General features: G+C 71.6%; 15 protein-coding genes. 13 read left to right on the top strand and 2 right to left on the bottom strand.

All coding sequences use genetic code 11. From position 1 onward, the window contains the following. Nucleotides 1-67: 67 nt before the first annotated feature. On the top strand, nucleotides 68-880 hold the full coding sequence (locus DA085_RS05290) for an enoyl-CoA hydratase-related protein (RefSeq protein WP_202619113.1): 813 nt from the start codon (nucleotides 68-70) through the stop codon (nucleotides 878-880). A 170-nt stretch (nucleotides 881-1,050) separates the two neighbouring features. On the opposite strand, the gene DA085_RS05285 is transcribed toward DA085_RS05290, so the two are convergent. Beyond that, on the bottom strand, nucleotides 1,051-2,337 hold the full coding sequence (locus DA085_RS05285; protein WP_109471912.1) for an NAD(P)/FAD-dependent oxidoreductase: 1,287 nt from the start codon (nucleotides 2,335-2,337) through the stop codon (nucleotides 1,051-1,053). Continuing rightward, nucleotides 2,334-3,065 (bottom strand): GntR family transcriptional regulator, encoded by a 732-nt coding sequence (locus DA085_RS05280; RefSeq protein ID WP_109471911.1) that lies wholly within the window; start codon nucleotides 3,063-3,065, stop codon nucleotides 2,334-2,336. The genes DA085_RS05285 and DA085_RS05280 overlap by 4 nt, the downstream gene beginning before the upstream one ends. A 197-nt stretch (nucleotides 3,066-3,262) precedes the next feature. Here DA085_RS05280 and DA085_RS05275 point away from each other — a divergent pair, with 197 nt between their 5' ends. From DA085_RS05275 to DA085_RS05220, 12 genes are read left to right on the top strand one after another with little or no spacing between them, the layout of a single operon-like run. Further along, on the top strand, nucleotides 3,263-4,204 hold the full coding sequence (locus DA085_RS05275) for a dihydrodipicolinate synthase family protein (RefSeq protein ID WP_109471910.1): 942 nt from the start codon (nucleotides 3,263-3,265) through the stop codon (nucleotides 4,202-4,204). Then, on the top strand, nucleotides 4,204-5,877 hold the full coding sequence (locus DA085_RS05270) for an NADH:flavin oxidoreductase (protein WP_109471909.1): 1,674 nt from the start codon (nucleotides 4,204-4,206) through the stop codon (nucleotides 5,875-5,877). The genes DA085_RS05275 and DA085_RS05270 overlap by 1 nt, the downstream gene beginning before the upstream one ends. Continuing rightward, nucleotides 5,867-6,619, top strand: a complete 753-nt coding sequence (locus DA085_RS05265; protein ID WP_161958416.1) for an SDR family NAD(P)-dependent oxidoreductase — start codon at nucleotides 5,867-5,869, stop codon at nucleotides 6,617-6,619. The genes DA085_RS05270 and DA085_RS05265 overlap by 11 nt, the downstream gene beginning before the upstream one ends. 25 nt (nucleotides 6,620-6,644) lie before the next feature. Further along, nucleotides 6,645-7,724 (top strand): TRAP transporter substrate-binding protein DctP, encoded by a 1,080-nt coding sequence (gene dctP / locus DA085_RS05260; protein WP_109471907.1) that lies wholly within the window; start codon nucleotides 6,645-6,647, stop codon nucleotides 7,722-7,724. A gap of 2 nt (nucleotides 7,725-7,726) precedes the next feature. Continuing rightward, nucleotides 7,727-8,233 (top strand): TRAP transporter small permease subunit, encoded by a 507-nt coding sequence (locus tag DA085_RS05255; protein ID WP_109471906.1) that lies wholly within the window; start codon nucleotides 7,727-7,729, stop codon nucleotides 8,231-8,233. Next, complete coding sequence (locus tag DA085_RS05250; RefSeq protein ID WP_109471905.1) at nucleotides 8,230-9,543, top strand: TRAP transporter large permease; 1,314 nt, start codon at nucleotides 8,230-8,232, stop codon at nucleotides 9,541-9,543. Before DA085_RS05255 ends, DA085_RS05250 begins: the two co-directional genes overlap by 4 nt. Before the next feature lie 31 nt (nucleotides 9,544-9,574). Further along, on the top strand, nucleotides 9,575-10,477 hold the full coding sequence (locus DA085_RS05245) for a dihydrodipicolinate synthase family protein (protein WP_109471904.1): 903 nt from the start codon (nucleotides 9,575-9,577) through the stop codon (nucleotides 10,475-10,477). Then, nucleotides 10,470-11,957, top strand: coding sequence for an aldehyde dehydrogenase family protein (locus DA085_RS05240; RefSeq protein WP_109471903.1), 1,488 nt, complete (start codon nucleotides 10,470-10,472; stop codon nucleotides 11,955-11,957). Before DA085_RS05245 ends, DA085_RS05240 begins: the two co-directional genes overlap by 8 nt. 34 nt (nucleotides 11,958-11,991) lie before the next feature. Then, on the top strand, nucleotides 11,992-12,885 hold the full coding sequence (locus DA085_RS05235; RefSeq protein WP_109471902.1) for a LysR family transcriptional regulator: 894 nt from the start codon (nucleotides 11,992-11,994) through the stop codon (nucleotides 12,883-12,885). A 2-nt stretch (nucleotides 12,886-12,887) separates the two neighbouring features. After that, a complete protein-coding gene (locus DA085_RS05230) occupies nucleotides 12,888-14,303 on the top strand; it encodes an FAD-binding protein (protein WP_109471901.1) in 1,416 nt (471 codons plus the stop codon). Further along, nucleotides 14,297-15,076 carry an SDR family NAD(P)-dependent oxidoreductase gene (locus DA085_RS05225; protein WP_109471900.1) on the top strand — a complete coding sequence of 260 codons (780 nt, stop codon included), beginning with the start codon at nucleotides 14,297-14,299 and terminating at the stop codon, nucleotides 15,074-15,076. The genes DA085_RS05230 and DA085_RS05225 overlap by 7 nt, the downstream gene beginning before the upstream one ends. Continuing rightward, entirely contained in the window at nucleotides 15,073-16,269 is a 1,197-nt protein-coding gene (locus DA085_RS05220; protein ID WP_109471899.1) for an MFS transporter, read from the top strand. Before DA085_RS05225 ends, DA085_RS05220 begins: the two co-directional genes overlap by 4 nt. Nucleotides 16,270-16,289: the final 20 nt, after the last annotated feature.

Raw genomic sequence — 16,289 nt, 5'->3', positions numbered from 1 at the left:
GCCACCCGCGGGCGCGGTCCGGGCACGCCCTAGAGTGCCCCTCGACGCCGACGACAAGGAGATGACAGTGGCTGACGAGGTGCTGGTCGAGGTGGATGGTCGGGGCGTGGCCACGGTCACGCTCAACCGACCGGAGGTCAACAACGCCTATGACGAGGCCATGCTCCGCGGGGTGCACGCCGCCATCGACGCGGCGCTCGCCTCACAGGACACCGAGCAGCCGGTGCGGTGCGTCGTCGTGCGCGGGGAGGGCAGGCACTTCCAGGCCGGCGCGGACCTGCGGTGGCTCACCGCGGTGCAGCAGGGCAACCCGCAGGAGAACTTCGAGGGCTCCGAGCTCACCGGCAGCGCCGTGCGCCGCCTCACCGAGCTCGACGTGCCGGTGGTCGCCCTCGTGCAGGGCGCGTGCTTCGGGGGTGGCACGGGCATCCTCGCCGCCGCGGACGTCGTGGTGTGCGGGGAGGACTCGGTGTTCTCGATCGCCGAGGTCAAGTGGGGCCTGCACGCCTCGGTGATCCTGCCCCAGCTCGCGGACGCGATCGGGCCGCGCCAGGTGCGTCGGTATGCCCTCACCGGCGAGCGGTTCGACGCGGCCGAGGCCCGCCGGATCGGCCTGGTCCACGAGGTCGTGGCCCGCGAGGACGTGCCTGCGCGCGGTGCCGAGATCGTCGACGCGATCCTGTCCTCCGGGCCCGGTGGTGTCGCCACCACCAAGCGTCTGGCGCGTGGGCTGTCCTGGTCCTCGATCGACGACGACCAGTTCACTGACCTGGTGCAGGAGCACAGCGACGGCCGGCAGGCGGACGAGGCCCGCGAGGGGCTGACCGCCTTCCGGGAGAAGCGCTCACCGGCGTGGGTCCCGGCCGCGGACGGTTCCTGACCGGGGGTCAGACCTGCCGGTATGCCGCGGGGCCGGCGCTCCGTCGAGGTCCGGCATCGCCTCGGGGCCCGGCTTGCCGGTCTTGAGGGTGGGCGCCCCGCGGCGCGGCTGGTGAGCGGCCCCACGGCGGGCTAGTGAGCGGTGGTCCCTCCCTGAAGCCTTCCGGCGGGCTAGCGAGTGGTGTCCCTCCCTGAAGCCTTCCGGCGGGCAAAGCGCGCGGGTGAGACCGCCTCGACCACCGCGTCGCTCACGCCGGGAGCCTGTCCGGTCACCATCGCCGTGATGACCTCTGCGGTGGCCGGTGCCAGGGTGAGACCGAGCATGCCGTGGCCTGAGGCGACGTAGGCGTTGGGGCAGCCGTCCACCCGGCCGATGACGGGCAGCCCGTCCGGGGTCAGCGGTCGCATCCCCGCCCAGGGGGTGCCCTCTCCCGGTGGGTCGTCCCAGCCGACGAAGGACTCCCGTGCGGCACGCCTGATCCCGGCGACCCGCGGCCCCGCGATCGTGTCGCCGGACCCACCCAGCTCCATCGTCCCGGCGAGTCGGATCATGCCGTCCAGCGGCGTCACCGCGACGCGCGCGTCCTCCAGGGTGAGCGAGTGGCGCAGGGGGACCGGGGCCGGGCGGTAGTCCAGGCTGTAGCCCTTGCCCGGGTAGATCGGCAGCGGGCTGCCGAGCTGACCGGACAGCTGCCTCGCCCACACCCCTGCCGCCAGGAGCAGGGCGTCACCCCGGAGCCGCTCGCCGTCGGCGGTGACCACGCCCGTGACCTCACCCGTCGGCGCGCGCTCGATCGTCTCGACGGCCGTGTCCTCGAGCACCGTCCCACCCAGCTCGGCAATGCGCTGCAGGAGACCCTCGGTGAGGGAGTCGGGCTCGATCTGGCGGTCCCCGGGGAAGCGGAGGCCGTGCCGGATGCGCTCGCTCAGGACCGGCTCGCGCTCCCGGACCGCGTCGCCGTGCAGCACCTCGGCCGTGTGCCCGAAGCCCTCATAGATGTCCAGGGCCTGACAGTGCTCGTCGAACCGGTCGCGCGTCTCGAACGCCAGGATCACGCCGGCGCTGTGCATCTCGAAGCGCATGCCGTCGGCGGTGTAGTCGTCGAAGAGGTCATTGGCATCCGCGGCGAGGGTCAGCAGCACCTCGAGGCCGCGACGGAAGTCCGGCTCGTTGCAGTGCCGGGCCATCCTCAGCAGGAACGCGGCAAAGCCGGGGGAGAGCGAGGGGCGCAGCGCGAGCGGGCTGTCGCGCTTGAGCAGCCAACGGAGGCCCTGGAGCAGGACCCCGGGGGCCGGTACCGGCCCGCTCTCCGACACGGCGATCTTGGCGGCGTTCCCGTGGCTCGCGGCGGCACCGGCCCGGTGGGCGTCAAGCACCGTCACCTCGCACCCGGCCCGCGCCAGGCGGTAGGCGCTGGACAGCCCGACGACCCCTGCCCCGACCACGAGGACCCTCATGCCTGTGCCCCCTCGGTGCTGTCGCCCGCGTTCGACCGGCTCATGATGTCCGCGAGCTCGCGGGCGCTCACCAGCGTGTGGATCTCGAGGGCCCGGCGCACGGCCTCGATGTCCCGGCTGCGGAACGCCTCGATGATCGCCTGGTGACCGGCGACGTTCCGGTGCCGGTCCTGCTGGGCGGCCTGGTCGCGGGCCAGCGCGATCGTCATGTGCGCCTGGATCGCGGGCCACAGGCGGATCAGGAAGGAGTTCTCGGCGGCCGCCCAGATGCTGCGGTGCAGCTCGAGGTGGGCGTCGTGCTGCACCAGTGGGTCCGGCGAGGCGAGGTCCGGAGCGCAGCGCGCCCACGCCTCGATGACCCGGGCCACGCGCCGCCCGGAGGTGTCGCTGAGGATGTCGGTGGTGGCCTGCAGGTCGAGCGCCATCCGGACGCGGGCCATGTCCAGCACCTCCGTCGGCGTGAGGTCCGCCACCCGCAGTCCGCGGTAGGGCTCCTGCAGCAGCAGTCCCTCCTGGGACACCTGGTTGAGTGCCTCGCGGACCGTCGGCCGGCTCACCCCCAGCGCTGTGCTCAGCCCGGACTCGGTGAGCCGCTCGCCCGGCTTCAGGTGGCCCAGCACGATGCTGCGCCGCAGCTCGGAGACCACGCCCTCGCGCCGCGAGACCGAGGTCACCGGTGCCACGCGCGGACCTGCCAGAGGCTGACTGACCTCGGTCTGCTTGCCCACTTCCCAACTCCCTGCCCTCGGGCCGGGGCCTCGTCCTTGGTCGAGGCCACGGCATCTGTGTCTGACAATCTACGTCAGACCACCGCTTGCGGGGAGTGTGCAAGATCGCACATCGGCCTGCAGCGGTGCTTATTGTCAAACAACCTGCACTGTTCCTACGCTGCTCCCCAACCACCCGTCCAACGAGGGACAGACACATGGCGACCGCATCCACACCAGCCGTCCGCGGGCTCATCCCCGCTCACGTCCTGCCGATGTCGCAGGGCGGGGAGATCGCGTGGGAGGCCCTCACCGCCCACCTGGACTGGCTGACCGCGGTGCCCGGGGTGGAGTGGATCACGACGGTCGCCCACGCCTCCGAGGTCGCCACCCTCACCGAGACAGAGCGCCAGCGCCTGGTCGAGCACGTCGTGTTGGTCGTTCCCGACTCCGTCTCGGTGGTGGCCGGCGTCTATGACGACGGCAGTGCCCGGGCGGCCGCCGACGCCCGCCGCTCGGTGGCGGCGGGGGCCTCTGCCCTGCTGGTGTTTCCGTCGGGCGTCTTCGCCGGTGGATCGCAGCGACGCCCCGAGGCGCAGCGCGCTCATTACGAGGCCATCGCTGAGGCCGTCGACGTCCCGCTCATCATCTTCAAGTACCCCCTGGGCAGCCCCCTGGAGGTCACGCTCGAGACGACACTCGACCTCTGCGAGACGATCCCGCAGATCGCGGCCGTCAAGGAGTGGTCCTACGACATCGTCGAGTACGAGGACACCTGGCGAGCCATCAAGGCGCAGGCCCCCGGCGTGTCCGTCCTGAGCAGCTTCAGCCGGTCCCTGCTGGCCTCCCTGGTGGTCGGCAGCGACGGGATCCTCAGCGGTCACGGGAGTGTCGTCGCCGACCTGCAGGCGGAGCTGCTCGCCGCGGTGCAGCGCGAGGACCTGGCCGCCGCACGGGCCGTCTGGGACCGCATCTACCCCCTGGCGGTGGCGTGCTACGCCGACCCGTTCCTGGACCAGCACAACCGGATGAAGGCAGCCCTGGGCGAGATCGGGCGGATCCCGGCGGAGGCGACGTCCGTCCGCGCTCCCCTCGTCGACGTCGACCCGGCAGAACGTGCCCGGCTCGCGCAGGCGTGTGCCGCGGCAGGAATCGCGTGATGCCCTTCCCACGCCTCTTCGCCCCCGGCCGCATCGGGAGTCTCGAGATCCGCAACCGTGTCGTCCTGCCGAGCATGACCACGCGCCTCGCGGACCCCGAGGGCAGGGTGACGCCGGACCTCATCAGCTACTACCGCGAGCGGGCCCGGGGCGGGTGCGGCCTGGTCGTCGTCGAGATGGCCTCGCCGCAGGTGCGCGGTCGGCACCGCCGCAACGAGCTGGGGATCTCCTCGGACCGCCACCTCGCGGGCCTGCAGGCGCTCACCGCGGCGATCACGGCCCACGGAGCGAGGGCCGGGATCCAGCTGGGGCACGGTGGGGCGCGTGCCCTGCCGGCAGAGCTGGGAGGCAACCCGCTCGCAGCGGTCCCGGGACCCGTCTCGGTGTTCGAGGGCGGCGCGCACACCAACTTCCCCGAGGTCTGCGACGAGGAGGCGCTCGAGACGCTCATCGTCGATCACGTCCGTGCGGCGCAGCGCGCCGAGGAGGCAGGCTTCGACCTGGTCGAGCTGCACGGTGCCCACGGCTACCTCCTGACACAGCTGAGCCACCAGGACGAGAACTCGGTCCTGCCCGACGCAGCGGCCCGCTACCGCTACCTCGCGGAGCTGGCCCGCCGCGTGGTCCAGGCGGTCGGTATCCCCGTCACCTACCGGGTCAACGGACAGGACTACTACCGGGAGGGCCACGGCCTGGCCGACACCCTGGAGCTGCTCTCCCACGTGGCGGCCACCGGCGTCAGCGCCATCTCCGTCTCCGGCGGCCACTACCTCTCGGACGACCCCGAGATCATGATCCCGCCGATGCCATACCCCGACGGGACCTTCCTGGCGGAGGCGGGCGCGGTCCGGCAGGCCGTCCCGGTCCCGGTCATCGCCGCCGGCCGGCTGAACACCCCCGAGGTGGCTGAGCGGGCACTGGCCCTCGGGCAGGCCGACTTCGTGGCCATCGGGCGCGGGCAGATCGCCGACCCCCACTGGGTGCGGAAGACGCAGCAGGGGCAGCGGGTGCGCGAGTGCCTGGCATGCAACCACTGCGTGCGGGAGATGCGCTCCGGTGGACGCCTCGCCTGCGCGGTGAACCCCGACGTCCTCACCGCTGACCGCCCGTCGGCACCGTCCCGGCCTCAGGACCGTGTGGTCTACGGCGGGGGACCGGCCGGCCTGACCTATGCCGTGGAGTCGGCCCGTGCCGGCCATCGGGTGTGTGTCGTGGCACGGCACCGAGAGTGGCTCGCGGCGTCGGCGCCGACGTTCAACGGCTACGCGCCGGACCGCGACCGGATGGTCCGCTACTACACCGGACTGTGGCAGGAGTGCCTCGAGCGGGGCGTCGACATCGTCCCCGAGGGCGAGGAGGACCCGGCGCGGGTCGAGCGGGCGGACGTCGTCGTCGACGCCCGCGGCGCCACCTACGTGCCGTGGGCCGCCGCTCCCACCCGGATCGCCGAGCACCTGCTTCCCCTCCTCCCCGGCCCGGCTGCGCGAGCGATGAGCCGGAGGCTGCACCGGGCCTTCCTCCACCGGCTCCGGCTCCCCAGGCCGGACGGAGAGCTCGGGACCGTGGGCCAGGAGCAGGTGCGGGTGGGTGATGCCGCCGAGCCGGGCGAGCTCGCCGCGGCCGTTCACAGCGCCTATGTCCAGGCGTGGAAGGGAACCCACCATGCAGCCTGACCAGCGCCGGTGCCTCGTCACCGGAGGAAGCGCCGGCATCGGCGCCGCCATCGTCGAGCAGCTCCTCAGCGAGGGAGCCGCCGTCGCCGTCGTCGACCTCGAGCAACCACAGCCCGCGCACCGTTCTCTGGTGGCCTACGTCCGCAGTGATGTCACCGACTCCACGGCGATGGGCCAGGCGGCTCAGGACGTGGCGGACCAGCTCGGTGGGCCCCTCGACGTGGTGGTCGCCAACGCCGGCCGCTGCCAGTCCGGACGCCTCGCGACCGACCCTGCCGAGCGCCTCACGAGTCACTTCCAGGTCAACACCCTCGGCGTGCTGAACACCTTCACTCCGCACATCGCCGGGATGCGGGCGAGGGGGCGCGGGTCCCTCATCGCGATCTCGTCCAACTGCGCGCACGCGCCCCGGCTGGACCTCGGCGCCTACTGCGTGTCCAAGGCGGCGACCAAGATGCTCGTCGAGTGCCTCGCCCTCGAACTGGCCCCGGACGGCATACGGGTCAATGCCGTTGCCCCCGGGTCGTGCGACACCGAGCTCCAGCGGCGGCAGTGGGCCGAGCTGGGCGTGACCGCAGACCGCCAGATCCGGGGTGATCTGGACAGCTTCCGGTCCGGCATCCCGGCGGGCCGCCTGGCCGTGCCGACCGACATCGCCCGGGCCGTCAGCTTCCTCGCCTCGCCGGCAGCCGACTTCATCCGCGGCGCGACGCTCGTCGTCGACGGCGCCCAGTCACTGTGAAACCCCACCCACAAAGGAGAACAACGTGCGACGAAACCTAGCCATCACCTCCGTGACGCTCGTGCTGGCGCTGGGGCTGACAGCCTGCGGCGGCGGCGTGCTCGACCAGGAGGCTGCCGAGGGCGAGGAGGTCACCTGGCGGCTGGCCACCCACCAGGTCCCCGGCACCTCCCGCTACGAGAGCACCCTGCCGCTCTTCGCCGAGGAGGTCTCCAAGGCCACCGACGGCAAGTTCACCATCGAGCTCTACGGCGGCGGCACCCTGTTCCCGATCTCGGAGACCTATGACAGCGTCTCCCGTGGCACCGTGGACGCCGCCGCCATCTTCACGGGGTACTGGTCCAGCAAGGACCCGGTCTTCAACCTGGTCAGCCTGCCCGGCGACCCGCTCACCGGTCCCGAGGAGCACTTCCAGCGGGCGGAGGCCCTGGACCCGATCTTCGGCGAGGTCTACGCCAAGTCCGGCATCCACCACCTCGGTGCGTTCGACTACGCGCCGAGCGAGATCTTCATGTCGAACCGCAAGATCGAGTCGCTCGAGGACTTCAAGGGCATGAACATCCGGGCCACCGGCGTGGCCGGGCAGTTCTATGACACGTTGGGTGCCAGCTCGGTGTCGATCGCCGGGCCGGAGCTCTACAGCGCGATGCAGCTCGGGACGGTCGACGGGGCCGAGTTCAACGACTACCTCGTCAACGCCGAGATGGGTCTGAACGAGGTGACCGACTTCGTGATCGAGCCGGCCCTGCACACCGGTCCGACCTCGGACAAGGACCTCATCATCAACCAGGAGGCCTGGGACGCCCTCCCGGAGTCCTACCAGCAGGCCGTGATCGATGCCCGCGACAAGGCGCGCGAGGCCTCCTCGACCGCCTATGCCAAGGACAACGAGGACGCGGTCCAGCAGTGGGTGGACGAGGGAGCCGAGATCATCGAGCTGCCCGCGGCGGAGGTCGAGGAGGCCCGTCAGCTGGCCTACGAGTGGCTGGGTGGCTACGCCGACGAGAACGAGTACACCGAGCGGTACGTGACCGGCTACATCCAGGTCCTGCGCGACCTCGGATATGACGCGGAGGCGGACGCCATCGAGTCCGCGAAGGGCTAGCCGTGCTGCAGCGCATCGAGCGCGGTGCCACCTGGATCGGTGCCATCCTGATGCCGGTCCTGGCCGTGGTGGTGCTCTACAACGTCCTGGCGCGCGCCCTGTTCAGCCGGGCCCCGAGCTGGCCGTTCGAGGTGTCCATCTTCATCTTCGGCATCCTCGCGCTCCTCGCCGGAGGGCAGGTCCTGCGTGACCAGGGGCACGTCGCGGTGGACATCCTGCCGCGGCGGGCCGGACCGCGCCTGCGGTGGGTGCTGCACATCATCTCGATGGTCGTCATCATCATCGTCTGCGTCTTCGTCGTCTACGACGGGAGCCTCGTGGCCCTGGAGTCGACCAGGGTCCGGGAGCGCAGCATCTTCCAGACGACCTTCAACCCGGAGATCTGGTGGTTCCGGTGGATGATCCCGATCGGTGCCGCGATCATCCTGCTCGAGGCGCTGCGGCAGCTGTTTGCCGCACGGCGGATCGACGGCGTGCCGGACTTCGATGACGAGGAGATCGAGCTATGAGCATGGCGGAGATCATCCCGCTGGGCATGTTCATCGTGCTCTTCCTGCTCCTCGGGCTCGGGATCCCGGTGGCCTTCTCGCTCTTCTTTGTCGCGATCAGCTTCGCGCTGCTCGCGTGGGGGACGGGAGGCACATCCATCGTCGTGTCGAGCATGTTCGGCGCGATGAACAACTTCACGCTCGTGGCCATCCCGCTCTTCATCCTCATGTCGGTCCTCCTGGAGAAGTCCAAGATCGTCGAGGAGCTGTTCGACTCGCTGTACTCGGTGAGCTGGCGGCTGCGCGGAGGGCTGGCCATGGCCGGCATCGCCGTCGGTGCCGTCCTCGGGGCGATCTCGGGAGTGGTGGCCGCCGGTGTCATCGGGCTGGCGCTCATCGCCCTGCCGCAGATGCTGAAGTACCGCTACGACCGGCCACTGTCCCTCGGGGTCGTGATGGCCGGCGGCACCCTGGGCCAGCTGATCCCGCCCAGCCTCAACATGGTCGTCTACGGCGCCATGATGGGCGTGTCGGTGGCCGCGCTCTTCGCCGGCGGACTCGCGGCGGGTGTCGCCCTCGCGCTGATGTACATCATCTACATCGTCGTCGTCGGGCTCCTCCGGCCGAACGCCCTGCCGAAACCGACGGGCGACGAGGCGAAGCCGACCGTGAACTTCACCCGGGTCCTGCGAGGCCTGATCCTGCCCGCGATCCTCATCGCCGTCGTGCTGGGGTCGATCCTCTCCGGCGCGGCGACGCCGACCGAGGGTGCCGGGATCGGCGTCGTCGGCACGGTCCTGCTGGCGCTCGTGGCTCGCCGGATGACGTGGACTGTCGCCAAGGACTCCGTGTGGTCGTCGGTCAAGACCTCCAGCATGATCGTGTGGATCCTCGCGGGAGCGGCCGGGTTCAGCGGTGTCTTCGCCGGTGTCGGCGGCGTGACCCTGGTGACGAAGGCCGCCGAGGCGGCCCCGGGCGGACGCTGGGGAGTCCTGGCCTTTGCGATCGTGTTCATCTTCTTCCTGGGGATGTTCCTGGAGACGATGGCGCTCATCATGCTGGCGGCTCCCATCGTGACGCCGGTGGTGCTCGCCCAGGGGTTCGACGGGCTCTGGTGGGCGCTGCTGTTCATGGTCGTGCTGCAGACGGCCTTCCTGACCCCGCCGTTCGGCTTCGCCATCTTCTATCTGAAGAGCGTCGCGCCGAAGGCGGTGCGCATCGAACACATCTACCGAGCGACCCTGCCCTTCATCGGGCTGCAGCTGCTCTTCGTCCTCCTGGCGATCTTCTTCCCCTGGTTGCTGACGTGGTTGCCCAATCTCACACAGTGATGTCCGAATACCCAGAAAGGATGGTTCCGCAGTGAGCCAACAGACGATGCGCGGCGTGTTCGCCGTGCCCACCACACCGTTCCACGAGGACGGGTCACAGAACATCGACGGCCTGGTTGCCGGTGTCAACAACGTCATCGAGGCCGGGGTCGGCGGGGTGCTCTGTCTCGGTGCCACCGGGGAGGCCCTGGCGCTCAGCACCCAGGAGCGGGAGGCCCAGGTCCGGGCCGTGGTCGAGGCCGCCGACGGCCGGGCCCACGTCGTCGTGGGCTGCATGGGCTACGCCCCGCCGAAGGTGTCCGAGCTGATCAGGCAGGCGGGCCAGTGGGGCGCGGACGCGGTGATGGTCACCCCGCCGTTCTACGGAGGGCTCGAGCCCGACTCCGCGGTCGCCGCCCTGCACTCGATCATGTCGGTGTCCGACCTGCCCGTCATGGTCTACAACAACCCGCACTCCACCGGCACCGACCTGCGTCCGGAGCACCTCGCGACCCTCCTGGACACCGAGACGTTCTGGAGCGTCAAGGAGACCTCGGGCGCGGCCTCCCGGGTCCGCGAGCTGCGGGCCGAGCTCGGTGACGAGGTCGAGGTGTTTGTCGGCGCCGACGGGATCGCCCTGGAGGGCTTCACCCAGGGCGCGAGCGGCTGGGTGGCGGCGTCCGCCTGGCTGCTGCCCCGCCCGTGCCAGCGACTGTGGGAGCTGTCCCGGGACGGGAACTGGGTCGATGCCGTCGACCTGTGGGACGGCCTCGCCTCGCCCCTGGGGCAGATCGAGGACAGCCCCGCGTTCATCTCGCTCATCAAGCAGGCGCTGAGCCGACGGGGTGCGGAGCAGGGACCGGTGCGGTCCCCCCTGCCCACCGCGCCGCCGGAGGCGGTCGAGGCGCTGCTTGCCACACTCGAGGAGCTGGAGAGGAAGCCTGCCCATGTCTGAGAAGGGTGCCCTGGCACTGAAGGAGCTGCTGGAGGACGACCGCGGCGTCTACACCGACGGTGAGCGCCGCACCGGTGAGGGTCCCGCCCTCGAGCTGATCGCCCCGGCCACCGGAGAGGTCCTCGGATCACTGTCCGAGGCCTCGGCGGAGCAGGTCGACGCCGCGGTGGCCTCCGCGCGCGCCGCCTTCTCCTCCGGGACCTGGGCGCAGGACCGGCCGCAGCGCGCCGCGACCCTCCGGAGGCTCGCGGACCTCGTCGAGGCGCACGCGGAGGAGATCGCCTACCTCGACGCCGTCGAGGCCGGCAAGGTGTTCTCCGACAGCGTGGCGGAGGACGTCCCGGACGTCTCGGCCAACCTGCGGTTCTACGCCGACCTCATCACGCAGGACGAGGGCCGATTCCTGCAGGACGCCAGCGGTTGGGGATGGGTCCGCAAGATCCCGGTCGGCGTGGTCGGGGCGGTGCTGCCGTGGAACTACCCGATCGCCATGCTCGGGTGGAAGGTCGCGCCGGCGCTGGCGGCGGGCAACGCCATCGTGCTGAAGCCGTCCGAGGACTCCACGCTGAGCGCCCTCTACTTCGCGGGCCTGGCGACCGAGGCGGGAGTGCCGGACGGCGTCCTCAACGTCCTGACCGGTGGTGGACCGAGCGTCGGCCAGGCGATGGGGCTGCACCCCGACATCGACGTCCTGACGTTCACCGGCTCCGGTGAGGTCGGCAGGGCGTTCCTGGAGTACTCCGCCCGCTCCAACCTCAAGAAGGTGTCCCTGGAGCTGGGTGGCCGCGCCGGCTACCTCATCGACGAGGAGCACGCCTCCGACTTCGAGGGCATCGCCGCCGATGTGGTCGGCGCCGCGTTCGGCACGAGCGGGCAGAACTGCACCGCCTCGTCCCGGGTCATCTTCGTCGGCGACGACGACGAGCGGTTCGGTCAGTTCCGGGACGCCCTCGTCGCTGCTGCGCGCAGCATCACCGTCGGCGACCCGCTGGCCGAGGGCACGGTCATGGGGCCGGTCATCAACGCCGAGGCGCGTGACCGCATCACGCGCTGGGTCGACGAGGCCGTCGCCAAGGGCGCGTCGGTCGTCTTCGCGACACCCGAGGTGCCGCAGGAGGGCAACTGGTGCCCGCCGACGATCCTGGCGGACGTCCCCACGGACAGCGAGCTCGGGCGGGGCGAGATCTTCGGCCCGGTCACCCAGCTGGTGCGGGTGTCGTCCCGGGAGGAGGCCGTCAGCGCGATCAATGACGAGCCCTATGGTCTGGCCTCGACCGTCTGGTGTGAGGATCTGGGAACGGCCAAGTGGTGGGCCGACCAGATCCGGGTCGGGACACTGGCGATCAACGGCTACAGCGAGGGCACGGTCGCCACGCCGTTCGGCGGGTTGCGGCAGTCCGGGTTCTGGGGCCGGGACAACGGGCCGGAGGCGCTGGATGCCTACCAGGAGGCGATGACGGTCTGGATCGCCCAGTCGTGAGGTGACCGGTCCCCACGGACCAGGAGGAGCAGGCATGAGGGTCGACGCGGAGGACGTGAAGTACTTCCATGTACTGGCCCATGCCGGCACCCTGGTCCGTGCGGGGCAGGAGCTGGGCGTCGACCACACCACCGTGAGCCGACGCATCCAGCGCCTCGAGCACGCGCTGGGCATCCGGTTGTTCACCCGGACGCGCACGGGGTGGACCCTCACCGCCAACGGTGAGGGTCTGCTCCCGGCCGCCCGGATGGTCGCCCTCGGCGTGGACGTCTTCGCCGAGGGCGACTCCTCCCGGATCGGCCCGGAGGAGTGGACGGTGCTCGCCTCCGACGGGTTCGCCGCCAACATCCTGGCACCCCGGTGCGGTGACCTGCTCGCCGACGGGCGCATCATCCTGCACATCGTCTCGGCCCCCTCGCTCGCCAGCCGGGAGGGCGTGTCCTACGACGTCGCGGTCGTGCGGTCGCGGCCCAGTGCCTCGTCGGTGCGGTCCCGGCTCCTGGCCAGCTACGAGATCGGGCTCTACGCCTCGGAGGACTACCTCGTGCGGCACCGCCCCATCCGCGAGCTGGCCGACCTCGAGGGCCACGTGCTCAGCTGGTACCCGGAGGACCCGATCGCCGGGATCCCCGAGTTCGACGCGCTGCGCCAGAAGCTGCCCAAGCTCATCCGTCTGCAGTCCAACAACCTCAACGTGCACGAGCAGGCGGCCCTGGCGGGGGTGGGGCTGGCCGTGATGCCGACCTACACCGCCGCCACCTGTGAGTCCCTCGTCCGGGTGCTCCCCGAGGAGATCAACTACCACGGCCGCTACTGGTCCGTCCTCCCGGCGGCCCAGCTGCGCTGGGAGATCACCCAGCGGGTGCTCGCGTTCCTGCGTGACGCCGTGCGCGACGCCGGACTGATCGTGCCGACGGACGAGGAGTGAGTATGCCGCAGCTCACCTGCGACGTCGTGGTCCTGGGCGGCGGTGGTGCCGGTCTCGCGACCGCGGCACGGGCCGGTGAGCTGGGGCTGTCCGCGGTGGTACTGGAGCGGGCGGACCAGCTCGGCGGCACCACGGCGCGCGCCGTCGGTTCCGTCGCGGCAGCCGCCGGCCCGCCCGACTCACCCGACCTCCACGCCCGCGACATCGCCGCCCTCACCGGCGGCGACGGGGTCGGTCACGAGACCCTCCTGCATACCTTCGTGCGCTCCGCCCCCGGCACCCTGGCCTGGCTGCGGTCGCTGGGCATCCGCTTCGTGGGGCCGGTCCACGACGACGGCTCCAGCGCCCACCGGCTCTACAACGCACTGCCGCACGCGGGGATCTATGTGCACGTTCTCGAAGGGCGTGTCCGCAGCACGGGTGGGCAGGTGCACACCGGCTTCCGCGCCGGACGGCTCCTGCGTGACGGCGGGCGGGTCGTCGGCGTCGAGGGCAGGACCCGGGACGGTGAGCAGCTCGTGTGCCGGGCGAGCCGCGCGGTCGTCCTGGCGACGGGTGACTTCAGCGGCAACGACGAGCTGAAGCGGCAGCACCTGGGCACGGCCTACCCACCGATCAACCCGTCCAACGACGGCTCCGGCTTCGCCCTGGCCGCGAGTGCGGGAGGGGTGCTCCGCTCAGCGGGCCGGGCCGGCTGGGCGCACGAGCTGCGGTTCGTCGCGCCCGCCGGGCGGACCCTGTTGCGCCGGGTCCCGCCGAGCCGGGCGACCAGCGCCGTGCTCGCGCACCTCGCGGGACGTGCGCCCCGCCGGGTCTTCGGGGCGCTCGTCAGCGCCCTGTCCACGACCTATCTGGCGCCGTCCCCGAGCGTGCAGGAGCACGGGGCCGTGCTCCTGAGCGGCGGGGGAAGGCGGGTCGACTGGGGTGCCGGGGACGACCACGCCCTCGTGCCCGGCGAGAACTACGCCATCGTCCTCGACCGTGCCGCGACCCGGACGTTCGAGACCTCGGGGGCCTTCATCTCGACCGCCCCGGGGATCGCCTACGCCGGGCTGTCCGACTACCGGCGGTTCCGGAGGGACCTCTGGCACCGGTGCGCGACGGCTGACGAGGTCGCGGCCACCATCGGCGCGCCGGCCGAGCGTGTCACCGACGCCCTCGCCGGCCGCCCCGGTCCCTTCGTGCTGCTCGGCCCGGCCAGAGCGGTGCAGATCCTCACCGACGGCGGCCTCGACGTCGACGAGTCGCTGCGGGTGCTGACCGACCGGGGTCTGCCGGTCCCGGGCCTGTATGCCGTGGGAGCGGCCGGGCAGTCCTGCCTGGCTCTCCCCGGGCACGGCAACCACCTGGGGTGGGCCCTCACCAGCGGCCGGCTGGCGGCCGAGCGGATCCGGGCCCAGGAGGCCGACCGGTGGTGATCTTCGACTTCGGCGGCCAGGTGAGCATGGTGACCGGTGCCGCGTCCGGCATCGGCGCCCAGGTCGCCCGCAGCCTCCTCCGGGCCGGCAGCTCCGTGCTGGCTCTCGACCTGGACCAGGCAGCCCTGGAGGAACGATCGGCCTCCTGGCCCCGCGCTGACGGCGCCTCCTGCCTGTGCGTCGGAGCGGACGTCACGGACGCCGCAGCGGTCGGGGCGGCCGTCGCGCAGGCGCTGAGCGCGTTCGGCCGGCTCGACAACCTGGTGCACTCGGCGGGTGTCATCGACATCGAGACGGTCGACCGGACCGCGCCCACCGACTGGGAGCACCAGGTGCGGGTCAACCTCCTGGGCACCTATCTGGCCTGCCGGGAGGCCTCGGGGCCGATGGTCCGGGCGGGCAGGGGCAGCATCGTGACGGTGTCCTCGATGCTGGCGAGGTCAGGGAGACCCGGCTACTCGGCATACAGCGCCTCGAAGGGGGCCATCGAGTCCTTCGCCCGGGTCCTGGCGGCAGAGGTGGCGCCGGCCGACGTCCGGGTCAACACCATCGCTCCTGGCAACATCACCGGCACGGCCCTGCGCGACCATGCCGACGCCATCAGCCGCGAGCGGGGCTTCTCGGTCGCCACGGAGCGGGTCCACGACATCCCGCTGGGCCGGCAGGGGACGGTGCAGGAGGTGGCCGACGTGGCGCTGTTCCTGTGCTCGGACGCCGCGTCGTTCATCACGGGGGAGACCGTCAACGTCAGTGGGGGACAGGTGACGTGGTGACCATCCACGGCCCGGACCTCGCGCGCGTCCTCTCCGTCTCCGTCGTGCTGCGCGCCCCCGTCGTGGTCGTGTCGCCGCTGGTGCCCGTCATCCTGCTGGAGAGCACCATCAGCGCCGGGATCATCGGCTTCGCCGCGGGTGCCACCCTCCTCTGGTTCGCGCTCGGAGCCCTGCTGGTGCCGTCCGTCTTCACCCGGTGGACACCCCACGCGATGGTGCACCTGGGGCTGGTGGTGACCGGTGGCGGCATCGTGCTGCGGAGCCTCGGGCCCAGCTGGGCGTTCCTGGCGGGGGCGGCGCTGCTGGGCGTCGGGATCGGCGCGCTGAACATCGCGGTGCCGAACTTCATCGCCGGGCTCGTGTCGCTCCCGCGGGTGGTGGGCAGCCTGGTCGCGATCGGCCTGAACATTGGGGCGATCCTCGCCGCGGCCCTGGCCGTCTACGTCGACCGCCTCGTCGACGACTGGCGGCTCGCGCTCGGCTTTCCCCTCGTCTTCGTCCTGCTGGCGGTGGCAGGGGCGGGCCGCCGGCCGGCGCAGAGCCAGCGGCCGTCGGGCCGCGCGGGAGTCTCCGTGCGCAGCCTGCGGGGACGACGGACCCTGACCCTGCTGACCGTGTTGATGTTCGTCCAGTCCTCGGCCTACTACGTCTTCCTGACCTGGTTCCCCTATGCGATCGTGCGCGAGGGGGTGAGCCTGGAGCTCGCGGGGGTGGTGGTCTCGCTCAACCAGGTCGGCCAGCTGGTGGCCGCCCTGACCCTGACCTATGCCCTCCGGCGGTCCCGACGCCTCGAGTGGCTCGAGGCGGTGTTCCTCGCCGGCGTGGCGGTGGGTGGAGCGCTGATCCTGCTGGACTCCGCCACCGCGCTCGTCGTCGGCAGTCTCATCCTCGGCATCGGGAACGGCTCGGGCCTGGCGGTCGTGCTCTCCCTCATCACGGTCAAGAGCCCCACGGTGGCGGTGGCCCAGGCGGCCTCCGGGCTCGTGCAGGGGGTGGCGTACGGCGGGACCGCCCTGGTGCCGGTGCTCTTCGGCCTGGCGAGCCAGGAGCCGGTGCTGAGGATGCTCCTCTGCCTGTTCCTGGTTGCGGCGGGGGTCGCCATGGTGGTCCTGTGGGGCCTGCTCCGGCGGAGCGAGCCGGTCGGAGCCGCTGAGGTCGGGGAGAGGCCAGGTGCCGCAGCCGCTCTCGGCTGAGGCACGTGAACACGATGATG

The organism is Ornithinimicrobium cavernae, assembly GCF_003121625.1.
Lineage (GTDB): Bacteria > Actinomycetota > Actinomycetes > Actinomycetales > Dermatophilaceae > Ornithinicoccus > Ornithinicoccus cavernae.
Note: the sequence above shows the minus strand (reverse complement) of the source record. Positions and strands in the feature narration are given on the sequence as shown.